Annotated in this window: 18 protein-coding genes; 9 read left to right on the top strand and 9 right to left on the bottom strand. The window is 49.2% G+C overall.

Annotated elements, in window-relative coordinates:
- The first annotated feature begins 862 nt into the window (after positions 1 to 862).
- The 7 genes from HBA55_RS31330 to HBA55_RS31300 all read left to right on the top strand — a co-directional run bounded on the left by HBA55_RS31330 (position 863) and on the right by HBA55_RS31300 (position 7,254).
- A complete protein-coding gene (locus HBA55_RS31330; protein ID WP_166999683.1) occupies positions 863 to 1,507 on the top strand; it encodes an ABC transporter substrate-binding protein in 645 nt (214 codons plus the stop codon).
- Positions 1,508 to 1,664: 157 nt separating this feature from the next.
- Entirely contained in the window at positions 1,665 to 1,913 is a 249-nt protein-coding gene (locus HBA55_RS37265; RefSeq protein WP_240946388.1) for a tyrosine-type recombinase/integrase, read from the top strand.
- A gap of 665 nt (positions 1,914 to 2,578) precedes the next feature.
- Positions 2,579 to 2,854: a type II toxin-antitoxin system Phd/YefM family antitoxin gene (locus HBA55_RS31320; protein WP_166999682.1), complete on the top strand. Its 276-nt coding sequence runs from the start codon at positions 2,579 to 2,581 to the stop codon at positions 2,852 to 2,854.
- Entirely contained in the window at positions 2,854 to 3,180 is a 327-nt protein-coding gene (locus tag HBA55_RS31315; protein ID WP_166999681.1) for a type II toxin-antitoxin system RelE/ParE family toxin, read from the top strand. The genes HBA55_RS31320 and HBA55_RS31315 overlap by 1 nt, the downstream gene beginning before the upstream one ends.
- A gap of 82 nt (positions 3,181 to 3,262) precedes the next feature.
- Entirely contained in the window at positions 3,263 to 4,348 is a 1,086-nt protein-coding gene (locus tag HBA55_RS31310; protein ID WP_166999680.1) for an integrase core domain-containing protein, read from the top strand.
- 29 nt (positions 4,349 to 4,377) lie between these two features.
- Complete coding sequence (locus HBA55_RS31305; protein WP_166999679.1) at positions 4,378 to 4,743, top strand: alpha/beta hydrolase; 366 nt, start codon at positions 4,378 to 4,380, stop codon at positions 4,741 to 4,743.
- A 63-nt stretch (positions 4,744 to 4,806) separates the two neighbouring features.
- Positions 4,807 to 7,254 (top strand): TonB-dependent receptor, encoded by a 2,448-nt coding sequence (locus tag HBA55_RS31300; RefSeq protein ID WP_166999678.1) that lies wholly within the window; start codon positions 4,807 to 4,809, stop codon positions 7,252 to 7,254.
- A gap of 136 nt (positions 7,255 to 7,390) precedes the next feature.
- On the opposite strand, the gene HBA55_RS31295 is transcribed toward HBA55_RS31300, so the two are convergent.
- Positions 7,391 to 8,155: a helix-turn-helix transcriptional regulator gene (locus HBA55_RS31295; RefSeq protein ID WP_166999677.1), complete on the bottom strand. Its 765-nt coding sequence runs from the start codon at positions 8,153 to 8,155 to the stop codon at positions 7,391 to 7,393.
- 240 nt (positions 8,156 to 8,395) lie between these two features.
- Here HBA55_RS31295 and HBA55_RS31290 point away from each other — a divergent pair, with 240 nt between their 5' ends.
- Positions 8,396 to 9,418: an AraC family transcriptional regulator gene (locus tag HBA55_RS31290; RefSeq protein WP_166999676.1), complete on the top strand. Its 1,023-nt coding sequence runs from the start codon at positions 8,396 to 8,398 to the stop codon at positions 9,416 to 9,418.
- A gap of 285 nt (positions 9,419 to 9,703) precedes the next feature.
- Here HBA55_RS31290 and HBA55_RS31285 read toward each other — a convergent pair whose 3' ends face one another.
- The 3 genes from HBA55_RS31285 to HBA55_RS31275 form a co-directional block, all read right to left on the bottom strand.
- A complete protein-coding gene (locus tag HBA55_RS31285; protein ID WP_338109494.1) occupies positions 9,704 to 10,708 on the bottom strand; it encodes an IS5 family transposase in 1,005 nt (334 codons plus the stop codon).
- 301 nt (positions 10,709 to 11,009) lie between these two features.
- Positions 11,010 to 11,549 (bottom strand): GTP cyclohydrolase I FolE, encoded by a 540-nt coding sequence (gene folE, locus HBA55_RS31280; protein WP_166999675.1) that lies wholly within the window; start codon positions 11,547 to 11,549, stop codon positions 11,010 to 11,012.
- Between the two features lie 59 nt (positions 11,550 to 11,608).
- Positions 11,609 to 12,319, bottom strand: coding sequence for an SDR family oxidoreductase (locus HBA55_RS31275; protein WP_166999674.1), 711 nt, complete (start codon positions 12,317 to 12,319; stop codon positions 11,609 to 11,611).
- A 482-nt stretch (positions 12,320 to 12,801) separates the two neighbouring features.
- On the opposite strand from HBA55_RS31275, the gene HBA55_RS31270 reads away from it, so the two are divergent.
- Positions 12,802 to 13,314, top strand: a complete 513-nt coding sequence (locus HBA55_RS31270) for a flavin reductase family protein (RefSeq protein ID WP_166999673.1) — start codon at positions 12,802 to 12,804, stop codon at positions 13,312 to 13,314.
- Between the two features lie 6 nt (positions 13,315 to 13,320).
- Here HBA55_RS31270 and HBA55_RS31265 read toward each other — a convergent pair whose 3' ends face one another.
- The 5 genes from HBA55_RS31265 to HBA55_RS31245 form a co-directional block, all read right to left on the bottom strand.
- The gene (locus tag HBA55_RS31265) at positions 13,321 to 14,580 is read right to left on the bottom strand and encodes an MFS transporter (RefSeq protein ID WP_166999672.1); all 1,260 of its coding nucleotides are present in this window, start codon (positions 14,578 to 14,580) and stop codon (positions 13,321 to 13,323) included.
- Positions 14,577 to 16,262, bottom strand: a complete 1,686-nt coding sequence (locus tag HBA55_RS31260) for an FAD-dependent oxidoreductase (RefSeq protein WP_166999671.1) — start codon at positions 16,260 to 16,262, stop codon at positions 14,577 to 14,579. The genes HBA55_RS31265 and HBA55_RS31260 overlap by 4 nt, the downstream gene beginning before the upstream one ends.
- Positions 16,263 to 16,287: 25 nt before the next feature.
- On the bottom strand, positions 16,288 to 16,977 hold the full coding sequence (locus HBA55_RS31255; RefSeq protein ID WP_166999670.1) for an SDR family NAD(P)-dependent oxidoreductase: 690 nt from the start codon (positions 16,975 to 16,977) through the stop codon (positions 16,288 to 16,290).
- Positions 16,978 to 17,082: 105 nt separating this feature from the next.
- The gene (locus tag HBA55_RS31250; protein ID WP_166999666.1) at positions 17,083 to 17,694 is read right to left on the bottom strand and encodes a 3-phenylpropionate/cinnamic acid dioxygenase subunit beta; all 612 of its coding nucleotides are present in this window, start codon (positions 17,692 to 17,694) and stop codon (positions 17,083 to 17,085) included.
- Positions 17,695 to 17,778: 84 nt separating this feature from the next.
- On the bottom strand, positions 17,779 to 19,164 hold the full coding sequence (locus HBA55_RS31245; protein ID WP_166999664.1) for an aromatic ring-hydroxylating dioxygenase subunit alpha: 1,386 nt from the start codon (positions 19,162 to 19,164) through the stop codon (positions 17,779 to 17,781).
- Positions 19,165 to 19,335: the final 171 nt, after the last annotated feature.

The raw sequence follows: 19,335 nt of genomic DNA, 5'->3' as shown, positions 1-19,335 counted from the left end.
GCCTTGACCGGAAAACACCGGATGAGGTTTACTTCAATACAACGCCGCTTTCCCTGGTGGCTTAAACCTTGGCGTGGATCCACTTATAGAATGGGGATGAGCTGTTCAAAGGAAGGGGGCCAGCTCTTAGCAATCAAAATCCGAATTGATACGCACGACTTTCAGTGGCTTTACCTCAGCTTGGCTGGCAGGTTTCAACAGTACACGTAACTCAGTATTCACAGTATAAATTTCGAGTCATTGATACTGTAGATTGGAAATTTTCGGGTACGTCGGTATGCTGATGATGCGGATCAGGTAATCGGCTAATGGAAGATGACTCACTGATTGGTGAAAACGCTCTACGTCGTAGTAAACAGCGCTTGTCACTGGCACTAAAAGGGAGTGGTCAGGGCGTGTGAAACTGGCTCATCCCCGAGCGAACTACCTACTTCGATGAAAACAGCCAAATCTGATATTCAGCTTCAGTGCTTGCGGCGGCTCCGCTGCGAAAAGTCACAGGGCCATTATTTCAGCCCTCCGGTTAAATTCGATAAAGTAGAAAAAGTTCTACGAATTTGGGTTTCAGGAATTGAGCTTTTCCATAAGCCAACACGCAGGCATGGTCTGCAATAGGTGTCGCTCCCGGTCGAGCGCGAAAAGCAATGTTTTGGGAACCATTGGATGCCCATGAGTCCATGGGCTTTCCACACTCATGCTACAATAGTAGTCTAGCCTAAAGGTTGGTACTAATGTGAAAGCTACCGCTTGTGCAACTTTACTATTATGCGTCTTATTTTCATTTGGAGCTTATCCAGACTCCTTAATTTACTCCGTCTATAAAGGCTACAATTCCTCTAAACTCAACGCTATGGAGCCTTCAATGAATGAGAATATCATTCAAGCGATATTCGAAGGTTCAGAGTTCGAAATCATTAAAAGGGAACACCCGCCTGGATTACGGAGACTTTCCGAGATAAGAAACAATAAGCTTGACATTTTTATTGGGTCGTCAAACAAAGCACTAGAAAAGCTCTACCCTGGAATTTTAGACGCTCACAATAAGCCAATACTCAATACCACTAAGAGCTTTTACAGCGTTGTCGAAAGCAACCACTCTAGAGAAACCCTAAGCAACTTGGATAAGTATGTGGTGGGCTCTCTATCTCTACCTCGAAAAGTCTACTTCGCAGCACTTGGATTTGACCCAGGCCCAACCCAACCCTTCCCCAGTAATCAGTCACTGCTCAAAGCACTGAGCGAAAAAAGAGTAGACATTATAATTGGAACCACCTTCATTACCAAAAGAAATATTGGTCTTCTCAATTTGCAACGGGAAATTCACCAATTCTCTAGGGGGAATCCTCTATATAACTATATGCTAGTTCGAAAAAGTATCCCTCCAAAGAAGAAGAAGAGGATCTTTTCAATACTCGACACAAAAATAGAAGAAATAAAAAAAACAGGGTTACTTTTGGAAATTTTGAGAAAAAATGGATTTGATGAATTCGCAATTGCTCGACCATAGACGGGGGATTACACAACGTACACACTGAAGGATCATCTCTCGACGAAAAATCCTACCTTTGAATGAAATTGTGCTCATTGGTCATCCATAAAAGAGTCAAGATGTTAGCGCAGGACGCGAATTAAGCAGAACCCAGCTCCGGTGGCCCCAGGTGGATATGAACCGGTCTTGTGCCTGGATCCACCCGGACCAATCCAAATCCCGTAAAGCGATTCCTGTGCCCCTGAACGCGGATGCCTTGGCGCTGCTGAAGAGACAAGAACACAAGCAGCAGGAAAAATCGTCTGACTTTGTGTTTATGTTCCGCGGCTGCTCCATCAAGAAAGCAAACACCCGCGCCTGGCGGGATGCTCTGGTACGTGCCGGTATTGACGATTTTCGTTGGCACGATCTGAGGCATACCTGAACCAGCTGGCACATACAGCAAGGTACGCCGCTCTATGTTTTGCAGGAATTGGGTGGGTGGGACCGGAAATGGTCCAACGATATGCGCACGTGTCGTGCCAGTCATTTGAAGGTGTACGCCGACCAATTAGCACAGTCGTCGATTGTGTTCATAACATATCTGTGTAGGGGTTCGTGTCTTTGTTCGCACGGAGTGCCACGCCCCGCACTCGGAAGGATGGACTCAGAACAGCCTTTGGGCTGTTCTGCCCCTACGGGCTCCCTTCGGTCGGTCCCGATTGCTTTGCAATCGGTCGAACCTGGGAAGGTTCTCAACCAACCCAGCACACCCCATAAACGAAAAAGGCCCCCTTGCATCGCAAGGGGGCCTTTTTCGTTTAGATGGCGCACTCGGAAGGATTCGAACCTTCGACCGCTCGGTTCGTAGCCAGACCCAGACTATATCAATCCTTTAATTTTCAATAACTTACGGCGTTTGCTCATTTAATACCGTACTTGAATTATCAATGACTTACAGTTCACTGATATCCTGATTTAGCACAAATCTAGCACAGTCCTGATTTCCCAACCCAGCCATTTCACCCTTGCACTATCGCCATACACATACCTTTGAGCTTGACTCAAGACCCGTATTCGGACTATATTTGGTCCCCTCGGGAGATGCTTATGAAACTATCAGATCACATTAAACCAATCAGTTACTTGAAGGCACACGCCGCAGAAGTCATACGCAACCTATCTGCTCAAATGGAGCCCATGGTCATCACCCAAAATGGCGAGGCCAAAGCTGTGATACAGGATGTTAAGAGCTACGAACAAACGCAGGAAACTATGGCGCTGCTGAAAATACTGGCGCTGGGCACACGCCAGATCGAAGAAGGTAAGGTTCAGCCTGCCCATGATGCTGTAGCGCGGCTTCGCAACCGTAGCAAAAAACGCTGATGAGTTACCAAGTATTTCTGACCGATGACGCCGCCTATGATCTAGAGGAGTTATACGACTATATCGAATACCATGACGCGACCGAAAAGGCGGATTACGTTCTCGACAAAATTGAGGAGGCCTTTTTGAGTCTGTCTGAAAATCCAGACCGAGGCGCTTTCCCCGAGGAACTCGTGGCAATTGGTTTACGTGAATACCGGGAGATCTATTTCAAACCCTACCGCATTATTTACCGTGTAATTACCGACAACGTTTATGTAATGGTGGTTGCCGATGGTCGCCGTGATATGCAAACACTGCTACAGCGCCGCTTGCTGAAAGCCTAAGCTTTGTAAACACTCAATAAGTCCCGTCCAGTGCGAAATCTAATGCGGAAGCAATATTTCTAACTCATGCCATAATTGTGATATGAGTGACTTAGCCCGACTCCTGTTTTACCTGATTAGATCTGTTGTTATTCTGCTGCGCCCGGGTGGACTGAAGTCGATTGCCGCCGAGAATCTTATGCTGAGACAGCAGCTCATCGTTATGACTCGCAGCCGTAAGCGATCGCCGACATTGACGGTTTCAGATCGCACTGCTTTCGCTGCGCTATCACAGTTGATATCGAGGCGCCGCTTCTCCAAACTGGCTATTGTTGTGCAGCCGGCCACCATTTTAAGATTTCACAAGGCCTTGGTTAAGAGAAAGTACCGAATACTCTTTTCCGCGAAATCAAGGAGCAAGCCAGGCCCAAAAGGACCGGACGACGAATTGATTCGCCTAGTCGTCGCTATCAAACAGAAGAACCCAAGAATGGGCTATGACCGAATTTCCATGCAAGTACTTCAAGCGTTCGGAATCAATATAGATAAGCATGTTATACGTCGAATTTTGGCCATATATTACAAGCCACCCTATAACGATGGTCCCTCGTGGCTCACTTTTCTAGCTCAGACCAAGGACAGCTTATGGAGCCTCGATCTCTTTCGCTGCGAATCCATTAATTTGAAATCTCATTGGGTAATGGTTGCGATAGATGTCCACACCAGACAGCTCATAGGATTTGCGATTCATATGGGAGATGTCGATGGCGCCACTGCATGTCGGATGTTTAAGAAGATACTGGGAAGTCATCCTCCACCCGCTAGGATCAGCACCGACCACGATCCGGTCTTCACTTATCGCCAATGGAGGGCGAACCTTCGGATTCTAGACATTGAGGAAGTAAAGACCGTCCCTTTTGAGCCAACTTCACATCCCTTTATTGAACGAGCTATTGGCACTATCAGGAGAGAGTTTCTCGACCACACACTGTTCTGGAATGCGAGGGATCTATCCCGAAAGCTCAAGCAGTACAAACGATACTTTAATGAAGTACGTGGTCACTTATCTCTCGACGGTGTGACTCCGTTGCAGAAGTCTGAGAAAACCCAAATACCAGAGACAGATATCCGCGATTATGAGTGGGTTACTCACTGCAACGGCCTATTTCAATTGCCAATAGCTTGCTGAATTACGAATTCGCACTCCACACGCCCAGCATGGTTGAATTCACACAGACCCCAATGTGGGATTCCGGCAATGCGTACCATAGCTGGAAGCACTATTTACTTGATGTTAATGAACAGGGTTCAGACGCTGTCCCAGCGACTGCCGCACCCGCACGCGCGCCTCTTGAACAGCTACGGGGCTTGCCGGCGACCTATCTATCTACCATGGCCCTTGATCCGCTTAGGGATGAAGGCATTTTATATGCCTATAAACTGATGCAAGCCGGCGTGCCCGTAGACCTGCGTAGCTATTCAGGCACTTTTCACGCATGCGCAATGTTAACAGATGGGCCACGCTCACGAGAAATTAAAAAGGACGATATGGAAGCACTGCGGCGCGGCCTAAAACTGAAGTAACAAAAAGCCATTTGATTCCGGCAGTAGCATAGCCAATACAATAACTAAAGGGTGAGAAAAACCATGTTAAAACGAAAGGTAATACAATCCGCAATTTTCACACATTTGTGTACGCTACCCCTGTATTCCAATACGACATTAGCTATAGAGCTAGAAGAAATAATAGTAACCGCCAATAAAAGATCAGAAAGTGCGAACGATGTAGGGCTATCCATTGCTGCTGTTTCAGGAGAAAAGCTCAAAGATCAAAAATTAGCATCACTGGAAGAGATCACCTCAGCGGTACCTGGGTTAGTGTTCGCCACCAGTACAGCAAACACACCGATTTTTACCCTTAGAGGAATTGGCTTTAATGAACAAACACTAGGGGCCTACCCAGCCACCAGCCTCTATTTAGATGAAGCGCCAATGCCATTTCCGGTGCTCGCCAGCCACGCGGCCTACGACCTGGAACGCATGGAGGTACTTAAAGGCCCCCAAGGGATATTATTTGGACAAAACTCGACCGGCGGAGCCATCAACTTTATTGCCGCCAAGCCAAGAGATGAGTTTGAAGCTGGTGGCGACGTGAGTTATGGCCGTTTCGACAAGGTAGAAGTGAACGGTTTTGTTAGTGGCCCGCTAACAGAAGCACTAGGCGCTCGCTTTTCATTTACCACTGCAAATGCCGACGAATGGCAGAAAAGCACCAGTTCAGATGATGAAAATGGTGCCGAGGAGTACCATGCTGAACGACTTATTTTGACCTATAACCCGACAGATACATCACGCTATCTGGTGAATATCAACGGCTGGAAAGATCAGTCCGATCCACAAGCGCAACAGTACATCGCTATTAACCCCCAAATACCCATCGACGCTGTCACAGGGCTTCCCCCGGAGAACCTGGGGACATTGCTTGCCGAACCTTTTGTCAGTGGTGGCAACCGTGATGCTGATTGGAGCAAGATTATCACAAATAGCCCCCGAGATGACGAAGCCAGCTCGCCGTTTGAGCCCTCCAGCGAACGCGATTTCTATCAAGTTGTTCTACGGGGTGACTGGGATCTAAACAACAACATCACCCTCACTGCATTGACCACTTATGCAGACTTTAAGCAACAACAACAGACCGACGGCGACGGTTCGGCTTTGGTTCTTTTTGACCTGGAAAGAACGGATGCAACCATCGACACCTGGATCACCGAGTTCCGGATCGCTGGCGAATTCGATCAGGCACGTTGGGTGGTCGGTATTAACCAGGAAAACAGTGACACCTTCGAAGAAAGCGAACTTCGGTATATCGATGGGACTAATTACACGCTATCCAACAATTATATCAACGGCAGCAGTATACGAATTGATCAAAGTATCGAGTCCTCTGCCCTATTCGCCAACCTGGACTACGATGTGACGGATGACCTGGTCTTTAAGCTGGGCGCACGCTACACCGAGTCGGAAATCGATGCCGTCAGTTGCAACCACTCTACCGGTGACGGTGCAGTTGCCGAGCTGTTCAATATGCTTGGCGCTGCCTTTGGGGGAGGAACGCTATTTACACCCATTGGCGAGTATCCCGATTGCTATTCGCTGAATTATCAAGGGCTACCGGGAGACCCCTTTGTCGACACCTTGGCCGAAGAGAACGTTTCGTGGCGCCTGGGTACAGACTTTCACTTAAATGACGAAACGCTCCTATACGCAAACATCTCCAAAGGGTATAAATCTGGAAGCTACCCCGCCATTGCAGCAGCCTTTTGGACGCAATTAGAGCCCGTTACGCAAGAATCCGTACTGTCCTATGAAGCCGGGTTTAAAACCTCCATGCTCGATAATAGAGTTCAATTAAATGGCGCTGCCTTTCGCTATGAGTACAAAGACAAACAGCTCAGAACTAAGGTACTCGACCCCGTTTTTGGTTTTTTGGATATTTTGGATAATGTTCCCGAAACTGAGATATCCGGTTTGGAGGCGGATATCACAGCATTGCTGAGTGAGTCGCTTACCTTTACGGCCTCGGTGACCTATTTGGATTCGAAAGTAACCGACTACAAAGGCGTGAGCTTTACCAGTGAAGCCCAGCGAAATAACAATGGCTTATTGGAGCTGATCGGCGGCACCGAAGACTTTGCAGGAGACCCTATTCCACTGACACCAGAGTGGACCTACAGCATGGATCTGGATTACCGTACTGCCTTGCAACATGGCGGAACTCTATTTGCTGGGGTTAACCTCTCCGGGCAATCGCAATCTGAAGCCGCATTTGGTGGCGGACGCCTGCGCTACAACGAATCACAACTGGCTCAGGGAGCAGCATCCATCACGCCATACTTTAATGAAATGGACGGTTACACCGTGTGGGGAGCACGTCTTGGCTATGAATCTCCAGAGGGTCACTGGAGAGTGATGCTTTGGGGTAAGAATCTGGCTGATGAATACTATGTGACCAATGTGATATCGTCCTCTGACACTTCGGGCAGACTAACAGGGCGCCCAAGAAGCTATGGAATAACGCTGGGCTATAATTATTAGATCGCAGATTCAAATCCGAAGTGTAGTTTAAGGAGAAACTCGTTATGTTTAGGTAATAGGCTCCTTTCGATGTGAAGCACCACCGGCCGGTGGTGCTTCACATCGTTCACCTAAAACATGAAAAACCGTTAAACCGTTAAAATTGGGCGTTATCGGGAATTGCCGCCCTAGATCGCTGACGAAATTTCAGCGGTGACACACCCACTATTTTGGAAAAATTTCTGGTTAAATGACTTTGATGGGAAAAACCCGATTCTTCTGCGATTGTCGCAATGCCTAAATCTGTATTAACCAATAGCTCTTGTGCCTTTTTTATACGTTGTAGCATTAAAAAATGGTGTGGCGTAATATCCAACTCCTGCTTGAAGCGTTTTGTCAAATAGGCATGGCAAACGCGTAGCTCTTTGGCAATCCCCTCAATACGCACTTCGTTAGCGAGGTCTTGTATTAAACGCTGCATAGCAAATATAACATGATGGGAGTGCAGTGGAATTTTAGGTAAAACACCTTTATCACCATTGCCCAGATAGTTCTGTGCATACAATTCAAGGGCCTTGAGATGAACATCTATATAGCCGACATCTATGGTCTCAGCCGACAACAACACATTGGTAAGATGATTGCAGCTGGCGTATAAATAGGCATCTGAAAATGAGCCGACGAAATCCTCATTGCCAAACTGCTGCGATATTCTGTCATAAGGATTTTGCAAAATACTGCATGTTTTTTCATTGGAGAATATAACAGAGATAACATCCTTTTCACCATTCACGTGCCAGCGCATAGCTTGATTTTGGGGGATTAAGGTAATATCACCAGGCATCGAGTAGTCGACAGAAAGCTCATTCTCATAACGCTCGCGTCTTATCCGGGCTTTGCCTCCTATCACCATAGCAATCATAGGATGTTGATGCTTAGGTATAACGTACTCGCCCAAATACCCTTGCCAGCGCTGTATAAGGCAGGCTCCCAAGCCATTACCTTCATGTTGAAGAACGGCTTTAAAACCGTGGGCAAGGTTAATAATCGCAGCTTGTTCTGATAGCTAATTGGTATTGTTGCAACTCAAAGTATCGCCACTCCTATTGACATTTTACGAAATGAATTTGATACTTTACGAAAAGCCCAAAAAGAATCCAACATGTATTTAGTCCGAAGCGGTGCTATTTCCGGGTTTGAAGCAGCTGCGCAAGTTCTAGGCGCAAATCCCGTCCAGCTAATTCGCGACGTCGGCTTAAGCTATGCCCAATTCCGGGACCCCAATAGTTATATATCCTATAGCAAAATGTCTGAGCTACTGGAGCGCTGCGCATTGCAATGTAGCGAGCCACTGTTCGGCTTGCTGCTGGCCGAGACTGAAAACCCCGGTGTGCTCGGTGATCTTCCCATAACAGTCTCCCAGGAACCAACGGTGAGCCAGGCGCTAACTGCCCTTGACCGCTATATTTACCTGTTTGCCAACGGTGTCCACATTACTCAGGTTCCTCTGGGGAGTAGCATACAGCTAGCGATGAAATTTGATTTTCAAACACCCTTGGGGCTCAATCAGCTAATACAATTTTCGGTGGCCAACCTGGCTAATATTACGGCCAGGTTGATGAACGCTGACCGGTATTCCCTACAGCTTAACTTAACACAAGCGGATCCTGCACAAGAACAACCCGCAAGGACACAACAAGGCTTTTACCCACAGACACAATTTTCCAGCAGTTTTGACGGTGTGCTGTTACCGGCCTCTGCATTAATGCAAAAAACCCATTTTGACGAAGCCGCCATACAGCACCATTTTCGCGAGCAATTAGGCCTTCTCCAACAACGCTACCCAAACAGCTTGCAAAACCAAGCCAGGGCGATCATCGGTCAACTGCTCCCTTCGGGTGAGTGCTGTATCGAAAAAGTCGCCGCTAATCTCGACATACACCACAGGATGCTACAACTTAAACTGCAAGAAGAAAATACAAACTACCAAACACTACTCAGGGATGTTCGCCAATCTATCGCCAAACAGCACCTGGAGCAAAGCCCTATATCCATCACCGATCTGGCCCTTAACCTGGGGTATGCAGACATTTCCGTATTCAGCCGCAACTTTAAAACCTGGACCGGATTTTCACCCAAGCAGTGGCGAAAAGACCAGTGCACAAAGTCCAATCAAGCAAATTAGGGTGACATGACCAGACTGAAGCCACCCCGCTAAGAAGGCAAGTCCTGCTTAGGGCTCCCTAGATGGAAATTTCACGAAAAAGAGGAGCGGGGTTGCATAAACCCTTATAATACTAGCAGCCTGTTGAAAAATACGGAAAATTACGAATTTTCGTAGTCCCCTTAGTGTAATCAAAAAAATTTTCAGCTTTGTCTTTGCCTAGTTTTTCGGTTACATTTCTGCAGATGATAGTAGCAATCATTCACTCTGCAGGATGTAGCCAAAACCAACTTTATCTCGCCCTTTTTAGGCAATTAACGTCTTCATTCGGGTGATATTGTAAGCGGCTGCCGTAAATCGGAATAACCAATCGACTTTTTCTATACCGCGATGACGAAGCTTATGCATGAGTCCATATGCTTTCATCCAGCCGAAACATTCTTCAACCCGTTTGCGTTTCCGTTGGCTTATCAAGTAGCCGTCAGTCGAGGTTGTTCTTCCATCAGCCTTGCTGCCTACAGTCTTCGCCGCTACATGTGGCGTCACCCTTAATTCGCGGCAACCTTCTACAAATTCGTTGGTGTCATATCCTTTATCTGCGCCCACCGTTTGCCCTGGTCGAGCGCTCTGATTTGCCAGCAAACTGATGCTCGAATCCCATTCTTTGGATGTTCCGGCCAGGCTGGCTTCTGCATCAACAATCAGGCCATTACGGTTCTCGGTGAGTAGATGCCCCATGAAGCACAGCTTGGCCTCTTTTCCTTTACCTTTGCGGAATAAGCGAGCCTCGGGGTCAGTAGTGGACTCGTGAGTCTCATTGCTGCGTTTCTCGCCGTGGAAGTTTTCTCCAGAGCTGCGGCTATCATCATCGTCAGAATGCTCTTCCTTCGGTTTGAATGATTTAATGCCGGCGCAGGCGTCGAGCAGTGTGCCATCGACGGTGAAATGATCACGAGACATTAACTTTTTTGCATAAGCTTGCTTTTTAACGGTATCAAAGAGCTTTTCGTCAACCTGATGAGCCATTAAGCGATCCCGGTTCTTTGAGAAGGTCGAATGATTCCATACTGCCTCATCAATCCCCAACCCGACAAACCAGCGAAATAGCAGGTCATAGTCGATACGCTCTACCAATTGGCGTTCTGATCGAATGGTAAAGAAGATCTGCAACAGAGAAGCCCGAATTAGCATCTCAGGAGGAATGGAGGGCCTACCACCAGTGGCATACATCTCGTCAAACCAGGGGGCCATCTCCACCAGCGCTTCATCCACAATGCGGCGTATTTTTCTGATCGGGTGCTGTTGTAGTATTCAACTTTCTAAGTCGATGTAGCTAAACATGGAGGACTGTGGATTAATGTCGCCGCGCATTTGCTTACTCACTGATTTTTTCGAAATTTTACCATATGCAGACTTTTTCAACACGCTGTTAGAGGAGAGTCTCGACAAGCCTTCTGACCAATGCCAACACCTCAGTGTAATAGCTATTGTCAGTGACAAAACCTGCGCCGAGAGAAAATCAACTCGCTTCCTCTTGAATAATTCATTGCGTGATCAACATCCCCTCGCCTTATTTCCTTTGGCGAGAAATTGGCATCGATCCATCTTTGTGTTAACGCATCAAGGCCAAGAATTCGTTTCGGGTCGATGGATCACTTCGAAACGTCCCGAGCATTGAAGAAGTTTTCATGGAAGAATTTTGCTTCTCCACTCCTCTCATCATCATGCACAAGTGTTTTGCCTCGATAATAACGCCAACTCCCTCCGCATTGATCACATTTTGAATAGATTCAGCTATCTGAACGGTTAGCTGCTCTTGAATTTGGAGTCTGCGGGCAAAGACATCGACAACTCGCGCTATTTTGGATAATCCGATGACTTTTCCAGTAGGGATATAGGCAACATGCGCCTTGCCGATGAAGGGCAACATATGATGTTCGCACATTGAATAGAGTTCAATGTCTTTTACGATAATCATCTCGCTGGAATCAGACGGAAAAAGGGCACCGTTTACAACCTCCTCAACGCTGTGCTGGTAGCCTTGAGTCAGGAAATCCATAGCTTTTGCAGCGCGTTGGGGCGTATCTTTCAGGCCCGGTCGTTCAATATTTTCTCCAATTTCACGAATTATCGCTTCATAGTGCTGTTTCATGGCTACCTCTTTATCTCTCTGATTTATGGTATGGCGTAGTATGTTTCAAACGCTGCTTGTTATAAGTCTCCAAGTTGTGGACGTATGATAATATCTTCAACAACCGTACGGGAGCTCGTGTCGAACGCGTCATAAACGATCTTTGCAATATCGGCAGGATCGATAAAGCGCTGATCGGGTATGTCCGCCTCTTCCCAGCAAGTCGTCAATGTCGGTCCGGGGATTACCGAAGATACTTTAATGCCATTGGGCTTCAACTCTTCCCGTAGATTTTTGGACATACCGTACATTGCGAATTTGCTGATTGAGTATGATGCCCCACTGTTATAGGCCATCAAAGACGCCGTAGAACAAATGTTGAAGACGTACCCCCTTTTGGCGACCGTCATAGTAGGAACCAAAGCCCGTATTAACCAATAAGCAGAAAGAAGATTGGTATCAATCAATTCCTCCAGCTGCCCTTCAGCTTCAGAAAGTACGCTTCCAGGCAAAAAACGCCCGCTATTATTGATTAGAGCTCCAATGGAATTACCCAGACTCAATACATGATCAGAAAACTGAAGAACCTGCTCTTTTTGAGACAAATCGGCAGTTTTCGCAGTGACCTGTACACCATAGGTTTTTTCAACCTCTTCTTTTAACGCCGCAAGTTCCACTGGGTTTCTGGCGCAGGTTGCTATATCAAAACCATGGGCAGCAAACTTATGAACCAGTGCTTTTCCGATACCTTTGGTACCCCCCGTTATGACGATCAATTCAGTCGATGGCATCGTACTTCACTCCGGTTCTCAGTATTACAACAAGTGCTGTTATTCCCTACGGCTGAAATAACACCTTCGATCAGCATCTAAATAGGGTAACAAGGCCATAATTTGAACATATTTGGTAATTATGTTCAATATAATACTTGGATTCGATGGGTATGAACTGCTGTCAGCGGAAGAATAGACGCTGGAACTAGGAATATGTCTGCCCCCAAACAGCCGCAAAGCAGGTTATAAAGTCACCCCGATGTGTAAACGTTTTACTCCAGGTCTAACAGAGTGAGATCGATGACCACTCCTGTCTCCGCCTAGTGCCGCAAGGCTTACCGGTCAATTCATTAATCGGGACTTTTACCATGGCGTACCATTGTGAGAGACAACAGCTTGATACCCGCTAAGGGCAATCAATAGAATGACATTTTAGTCATTATGATTTCTTCGCCACTTTCACTGCTGACGGAGAGAAACTCACCATTGGGAGACATAGGATGGAGCACAAAAAACGGTTGAGTGAAACCACCACGACAGAGTTACGCAGAGCTTTGGGGGCGTTCGCCACCGGAGTCACGGTCGTGACGACGATAGATGCGCAAGGACAGCCGGTGGGGCTGACCGCCAACTCGTTTACCTCGGTGTCAATGGAGCCACCTCTGGTGCTCTTTTGCCTTAAAAATGGTTCCGCGAGTCTCAAGGCCTTTACCAACGATACGGCCTTTGCCATCAATGTTCTTAGCCATGAGCAACGCCAGATATCGCAACGCTTTGCCAGCAAAGTAGACGACCGTTTCGCCATGACCCCCTGGGAAACCTGGAGTCTGGGCGTCCCCATACTGCAAGATACCGTTGCCAGTTTCGAGTGCGAAAGCTACGCAGTCTACGAGGGAGGAGACCACCAGATTATCGTCGGTCGTATTCGCCAGTCCTATTTCAACCCGCAGCGCCAACCTCTGATGTACGTCAAGGGAGGTTATCATACGCATCAGGAGGAGGTGGCGGCGTAGTGATGCTCAGTGCTCGTTGAGACTTTCCGGACTTAGTGTCCGCCCAGAAACAGCCCTGGGTGGGTGCTTTGACAAACTAAGAAAACAATAGAGCGCCGGTATTACGCCCAGTAACAACCAAAGAAATGCACTGGAATAACTACCACTGACATCGCGTAAATAGCCCGCCAGCAGCGCGCCGAAGACGGAAACGCCAGCGAATGCCTGGACGACTCCCATGACTCTTCCGAACGATGAAGTGGCCCAGAGGTCTGCCACTATCGTACCCACCAACGGCGCGATGGCACCCATTACCAAACCGATTAGGCATATGGAAAATAGCAAATCCACCAACCCTGAGGACTGGCTTATTGCCACCAGACCACCTGAAATCAACAACAAGCAGGAGGTGTAGAGCCAAGTGTAGCTAAACTTATCGCTAAGCGCGCCTGCTGCCACCTTCCCCACCCCCATCGCGATGGACGCCGCCGCCGTGACCATCGCAGCGCGTTGCTGATCGATGCCAAGATCTGCCGCCAAAGCGCCAATATTGTGAAGTACGGCGACAAACAGCAGACACGGCACCAAATAAGCAACGCCCAATTTGTGTACCGCGCTGGCGCTCATCGTTCCGGTACCTGAGTCGGGATGAATTGAGGGCTTCGTGCAATCCGATCGATCGGTCGGCGTAGCCCCCCCAACTCCGCGCAACACCACCATTGCTGGTAGCGAAACCAGCAGCACCACCAATGACGCCAATACCAGGAAGACCTGTTGCCATGGCAACTGTGACAACAAGCCAGTCACCAACACCGGTACAATCAAGCCACCAACATTGGTGCCGAGCGCGACCAAGCCCATAGCCACCCCGCGATGGCGAGTAAATAGTTTCCCAACAAGCGTCAGCGCCATCAGAGTACCAGAGAGACAAATGCCCAAAGGCAACACCAAGACGTACACCATCAAGGTCGTCAGATAGCTCGGAAATAAGCCTATCAGTACCAGACCAATAGCGAACAATACCGAGGTCGAAACCACCAATTTGCGGCTAGGGTGTTTATCGATCCAGGTGCCGCAAAGAGGAGCGATCAATGCCGCAACGATGGACGATCCGGTAATCACCAACATCAAAGCGCCCCGATCAAGCTCAAACGCTATCATCCATGGCATCACGAAAAACGCGAACGCGTATACACCAATACCGACTACCACCGCCTGCATCAACGCGGCGTAAGCAACGATCAACCAGGGATTGGGATGAGCAAGAGGAGATGTGGATAAATTCATGGCGTGGCCTGCGAGCGGGCATGAGTGGCCAGTGCCTTGGCAGCAACATAACCGAAGGTAAGACTGAGTGTGTTGTTGCCACCATGTGAGGGCGCCTTGCCACGCCAGAGTGAATTCATATCCAGACCGATAGCCTGCAGGCCGCCAATGGTTTCTCCATTTTCCCGCAAGACGCGGGCCTCCTCATCCACCTTGAGGCCGACGGTGGTGGTGGAGTCACCAGGAAAAATCTGCACTGCATAGAACGGCCCTTGGTTTATTGGCCCCAGACAGGGGTTGGGCTGGTGATTAATGTCCCCCAGGTTGAGATCATCGCTGTCCTTACCGCGATCAAAGTCCTCGTCCACTCCGCTCTCGGAAAATTGATTAAACCGCGCTACTGTCAGCGCCAAGTTGTCACCATGGATGCCGGCTTTTTCCGCAAGTGCCTGTAGGCTATCCCCTCGCAGAATATACCCTGCGCGCAGCAATTTTTTTAGGCCGATGGCCGCTGGTTTAACCATGCCCAGCCCGTATTTCTTAATGAATGTGTGATCGCAGATCAAATAGGCAGGCACCGCTTTACTATTGTGCATTGGCGTCACCAGATTAGTGGCGGACTCGTTACCAAAGCGCCGTCCGTTCAACCCCACCGCTATACAGCCGGGTTTGCCTCGATCTGAAAACAGGTGCGGAAATTTACGTATTCTCCCATCAGGGAGTTCCAATTTCGATACGATTAGCCAGCCCGCATTGCTGATGTTATCGCCATCGAAACAAGCTCCTAGCTCCAGTGCCTGACGTATACCCGTGCCATCGTTGCCTTCGCACACCATGGACAGGTGCTGGTCAGGAAACGGCATAAACTTTCTGCGTAACGCCGGATCCGCCGAAAACCCGCCGCCTGCGAGAATAACACCGTGCCGTGCCAACACCTTCACCGGCTGGCCGTTGTTGTCGACCACGGCGCCGATCACCCGCCCTCCTTCGGTAAGCAAGCGGCACATGGGCGCTGACGACCACAATTGCACACCTGAATCAACACAAGAGCGCAACAAGCGGGCCGCCAGTGCGTTGCCCATGGTCAAACGGGTGCCGCGCCGATGCCGAATTTTATCCCAACCAAAGCGCAGTACCAGCCCCAGGATATGGCGGAAAGACTGCCACGACTGCTTTACCTTGGCGATGTGAGGCATATCCCCAAAGCCAATCATCATGCCAGCCGGTGCGTTAAACTCCGTCAGTGGTGGACGCAGGCGCTGGAAATATTCCCCTAATGCCAGACCAGTATATTCCTGAGGGGCCAACAGCCGACCGGATAGAGTTGCCCCTGGCAAGTCCTGGTACCAGTCAGCAAAGCCTTCGTGCAAGGAAAACCTCACCGCGGACTGATACTGCAGAAAGTCCACCATCTTGGGCGCGGCCTGCAGGAACACCGATAGCAGGTCATCACGCAAGCTGGGACCGATGACCGATTGAATATATTGCTGTGCCTGGTCTTGGCAGTCCTTGTAACCCGCTTGGCGAGCCAGCGAATTACAGGGCACCCAGATCCCGCCACCGGACCAGGCAGTAGTGCCGCCAAACGTCGACGTTTTTTCAACCAGTAAGACATCGAGTCCGTCGCTTGCAGCGACGGTCGCGGCAGTCATACCCGCTCCCCCCGCGCCCACCACCAGTACGTCTTTGGTCAGGGTTTCCATACTACGGTTCCTAGGCCAATCGCACTTATACTCGTCCGACTACCGGCACCAGGGCACCGGTTACAGCGCTGGCCTGATCAGATGACAGGAAGAGTATTACCTGACCAAGCTCCTGAGGCTGTACCCACAAGCTGAAGTCCGCGTCAGGCATATCCCGGCGGTTGATCTCCGTGTCGATGATACTTGGCAGCACCGCATTGACCCGCACCCTACTCTTGTATTCATCCGCGAGCGATTCAGTAAGCTTCGCAACACCGGCCTTCGACGCGGTATAGGCAGCCACACCCATTTCAGATTTCTGCGCCGAGTTAGCGCCGATATTGACAATACTGCCAGCGGACTGCTGCAACAGATAAGGCATCGCGGCATGGGAAGCGATCACCGCTGTTTTGAGGTTGATATCAAACATCTTGACCCAGCTGTCGACCGCTCCCTCAGCAAACGTTTCCCAGGTGAACCCACCGGCTATGTTGATCAACCCATCGAGGCCACCCAAAGCGCTAACCGCCTGTTCAAACGCATGCGCAGCGGCGGACTCAGACGTCAAATCAACGCCTCCGAATGAATGGAGTTGCAACTCAGTAGCACCCGTGGGCGCTGGGGCATAATCTACTGCTGCCACTGCCGCACCAGCAGCAAGCGCCATATCAACCACCTGACGACCCAGTCCGCCGAAAGCCCCCGTAACAATGATGCGTTTTCCCACTAGATCCACGTTGAAACCCTCTTATCCGACTTTAATTAGACACATTCTACATATCTGTCACATAAAAAGCCAGAAACAAGAGACTACCGTAACGCCTGGAGGACTCGAGTGGACTTAAAGAAAAATACCGAGGTTAGGCGTGCCCACTACTACCTGATCCAGAAGGATTTCACGCCTAGCCAGTTTAAAACTCACTCCATCACGGCGCAGGATGTCATAACGCTCACAGGGAATCAGGTCGAAGTCATCAAAATCGAAACGACTGCGAGTGACCAATTCGTAACTACGCACCAAATACTCGTTCGCCTGTTCAGTACGATACGCCCTGATGTTGCTAATGAAGCGACGAGTCCGCGACGGCGGGTCTTCTCCCCAGGCACTGGTGGTATCTGCGACGCGCATAATTCGCAACTGCATGGAGCCAAAGTCTTCATGCAGATGCTGAACCGTGCGCACTACCGTTTGATCCTGTTGTCGGGTGGTACGAGTGCGTCGCAAGGGAGCATTGTATTCCAGATCTTCTGCCAAGGTGGCCCCCCAAGCCTTAAACTGGAGGTTATCAAGCATTTCGGCTTCATCGACCAGAAATTCCATGAGTTCAGTGTGTAGTGGATCAGCGGCAGAAATGCGTTTGCTGGTGTCCAGCATGGGTAAAGGTGTGGGTTCGAGCAACGTTTTCAATTCCGCCGCAGCCAGTGCCGTGGCGTTGTCATCGGCATGGGTCATAACACTCTCCAGTCAGTCTTCGCGCATCAGTCTACGCATTGCATTGATTCGGTGATTAGAACAGTGGACGATTCAAAGAATCGGTTAAGCAGTCATCAGCTCATACCAGTATTGCCACCACTGCCACTGGGTATCGTCTTTAGTAAAGCCATCTCCTACGTGGCCCGGACCAGGCCAGGATGGTGGCTTGGTTTCATAGCACGCCTGATATTTAAGAGTAATATCCGCACTCATCGCCCCTTTTGCGACAATGGTTTGATGTGGCCAGGTGTCCGAATCATCCTGTTCAACCATTCCCGACGTTCCCAACAGTTGTACCGATTGCCGCAACATTTTTGCTTTCAGTTCTGGTGGCGTGTCCTTTTCCGCCAAAATCCAGTTCACAAATTCCAGCTTGTCCGGGCCTTTTGGTATATAGGCATGCAATGCCATCGCGCCTACCACTGTGCCATCTGGCTGTGGCAAATAGATAAATTCGAACAAGCCGTTGGGGAAGAAATTGCCTACCTGAGGGGGCCGCCAGGACATCAGTTCCAACTGCTCATCACTAAAACGTTCAAGCAATTGTGGGACCATTTCCGGTGTGATTCCCGGTGGTGGCAATAGCTCCAATTTCTCACGTGCACTCAACGCACTGGGATCTTTACCGGTAATGCGCCGAATTTTACGGTCGAGATCGATACAACGCATCGTGTGGCCGTGGTCAGTCCAAACCTCACTACCGTACATTTCGGGACTTAAGTCTCCGCCTTTACCTTCTTCATCCGGCTTTTTGGCATAGGGTCCAACCTCTCCAAGCCAGCGGTGCAGCGTCATGGTATGAAATCCGTCTGAGGCCGATTGTTCACAGGCCGTTTTCCAGTTGGCACGGATGACAAAGCGCTGCGGAGGCCCAAGAACCTCCATACCCTCGATGGTTCGACACCACAGTGTGTCAAAGTACCATTTTGCATCGCCCAGAAACTCCTCAAAGCTCGGACCCTCAATATTCCAGGTAGCGAAAATCAATCCACCGTATTCTGCAACTCTGGCTTTCTTCAGCCCCAACTGCTGCTTGGTCATCATTTTGCCATGCATACACTCCTTATCAGCGGGCGCGCCCACGAAGTCACCGTTGGGCTTAAACGCCCAGCCGTGATAGATACAGGTATGAATGGGCGTATTACCGCTGTCATGAGTAGAAATCTTCATGCCACGATGAGGACAAACATTTAGGGCCACATGAATATCGCCGTCTTTGTCGCGAGTAACCAGCACTGAATCGGACCCCATGTCACGCACCAGAAAGTCACCGCTGTTGGGGATCTCTGTTTCGTGCCCCAGAAAGACCCAGGTTTTGGCGAATATCTTCTTCATTTCGACCTGGTAAATCTGCTCGTCTGACAGGGTGCGCATGGCAACCTCGCGAGTATCGTGATTGATCAGCTCTGACAGTGGAGTACCATCGTTCAGTATGGGGATATGAGGCATTATAGATTCCCTGTTATTGACTTCGGTTATCGATACACTTTCCCTAAAAGTGTTCATGTTGGTGAGATTATTGTCTTTTTTGAGCCCAACTGTGGTTGATGTAGATCAAATTCCCTGTTTCTTTGCGTTTCTGCATTTGTCTCGTGGTCAAACAATTACGCTAAGTATCCA

It is taken from the genome of Pseudomaricurvus alkylphenolicus (assembly GCF_011683955.1).
GTDB lineage: Bacteria > Pseudomonadota > Gammaproteobacteria > Pseudomonadales > Cellvibrionaceae > Pseudomaricurvus > Pseudomaricurvus alkylphenolicus.
This window is presented reverse-complemented; position numbering and strand designations above follow the sequence as displayed.

Coding starts and splice junctions, on each gene's coding strand:
- HBA55_RS31300 (WP_166999678.1), top strand. CDS start 4,807: ATGTTAAAACGAAAGGTAATACAATCCGCAATTTTCACACATTTGTGT.
- HBA55_RS31270 (WP_166999673.1), top strand. CDS start 12,802: ATGGAGCACAAAAAACGGTTGAGTGAAACCACCACGACAGAGTTACGC.
- HBA55_RS31245 (WP_166999664.1), bottom strand. CDS start 19,164: ATGCCTCATATCCCCATACTGAACGATGGTACTCCACTGTCAGAGCTG.
- HBA55_RS31330 (WP_166999683.1), top strand. CDS start 863: ATGAATGAGAATATCATTCAAGCGATATTCGAAGGTTCAGAGTTCGAA.
- HBA55_RS31275 (WP_166999674.1), bottom strand. CDS start 12,319: ATGCCATCGACTGAATTGATCGTCATAACGGGGGGTACCAAAGGTATC.
- HBA55_RS31265 (WP_166999672.1), bottom strand. CDS start 14,580: ATGAATTTATCCACATCTCCTCTTGCTCATCCCAATCCCTGGTTGATC.
- HBA55_RS31315 (WP_166999681.1), top strand. CDS start 2,854: ATGAGTTACCAAGTATTTCTGACCGATGACGCCGCCTATGATCTAGAG.
- HBA55_RS31305 (WP_166999679.1), top strand. CDS start 4,378: ATGGTTGAATTCACACAGACCCCAATGTGGGATTCCGGCAATGCGTAC.
- HBA55_RS31250 (WP_166999666.1), bottom strand. CDS start 17,694: ATGACCCATGCCGATGACAACGCCACGGCACTGGCTGCGGCGGAATTG.
- folE (WP_166999675.1), bottom strand. CDS start 11,549: ATGAAACAGCACTATGAAGCGATAATTCGTGAAATTGGAGAAAATATT.
- HBA55_RS31290 (WP_166999676.1), top strand. CDS start 8,396: ATGTATTTAGTCCGAAGCGGTGCTATTTCCGGGTTTGAAGCAGCTGCG.
- HBA55_RS31295 (WP_166999677.1), bottom strand. CDS start 8,155: ATGATTGCTATGGTGATAGGAGGCAAAGCCCGGATAAGACGCGAGCGT.
- HBA55_RS31260 (WP_166999671.1), bottom strand. CDS start 16,262: ATGGAAACCCTGACCAAAGACGTACTGGTGGTGGGCGCGGGGGGAGCG.
- HBA55_RS37265 (WP_240946388.1), top strand. CDS start 1,665: ATGAACCGGTCTTGTGCCTGGATCCACCCGGACCAATCCAAATCCCGT.
- HBA55_RS31320 (WP_166999682.1), top strand. CDS start 2,579: ATGAAACTATCAGATCACATTAAACCAATCAGTTACTTGAAGGCACAC.
- HBA55_RS31310 (WP_166999680.1), top strand. CDS start 3,263: ATGAGTGACTTAGCCCGACTCCTGTTTTACCTGATTAGATCTGTTGTT.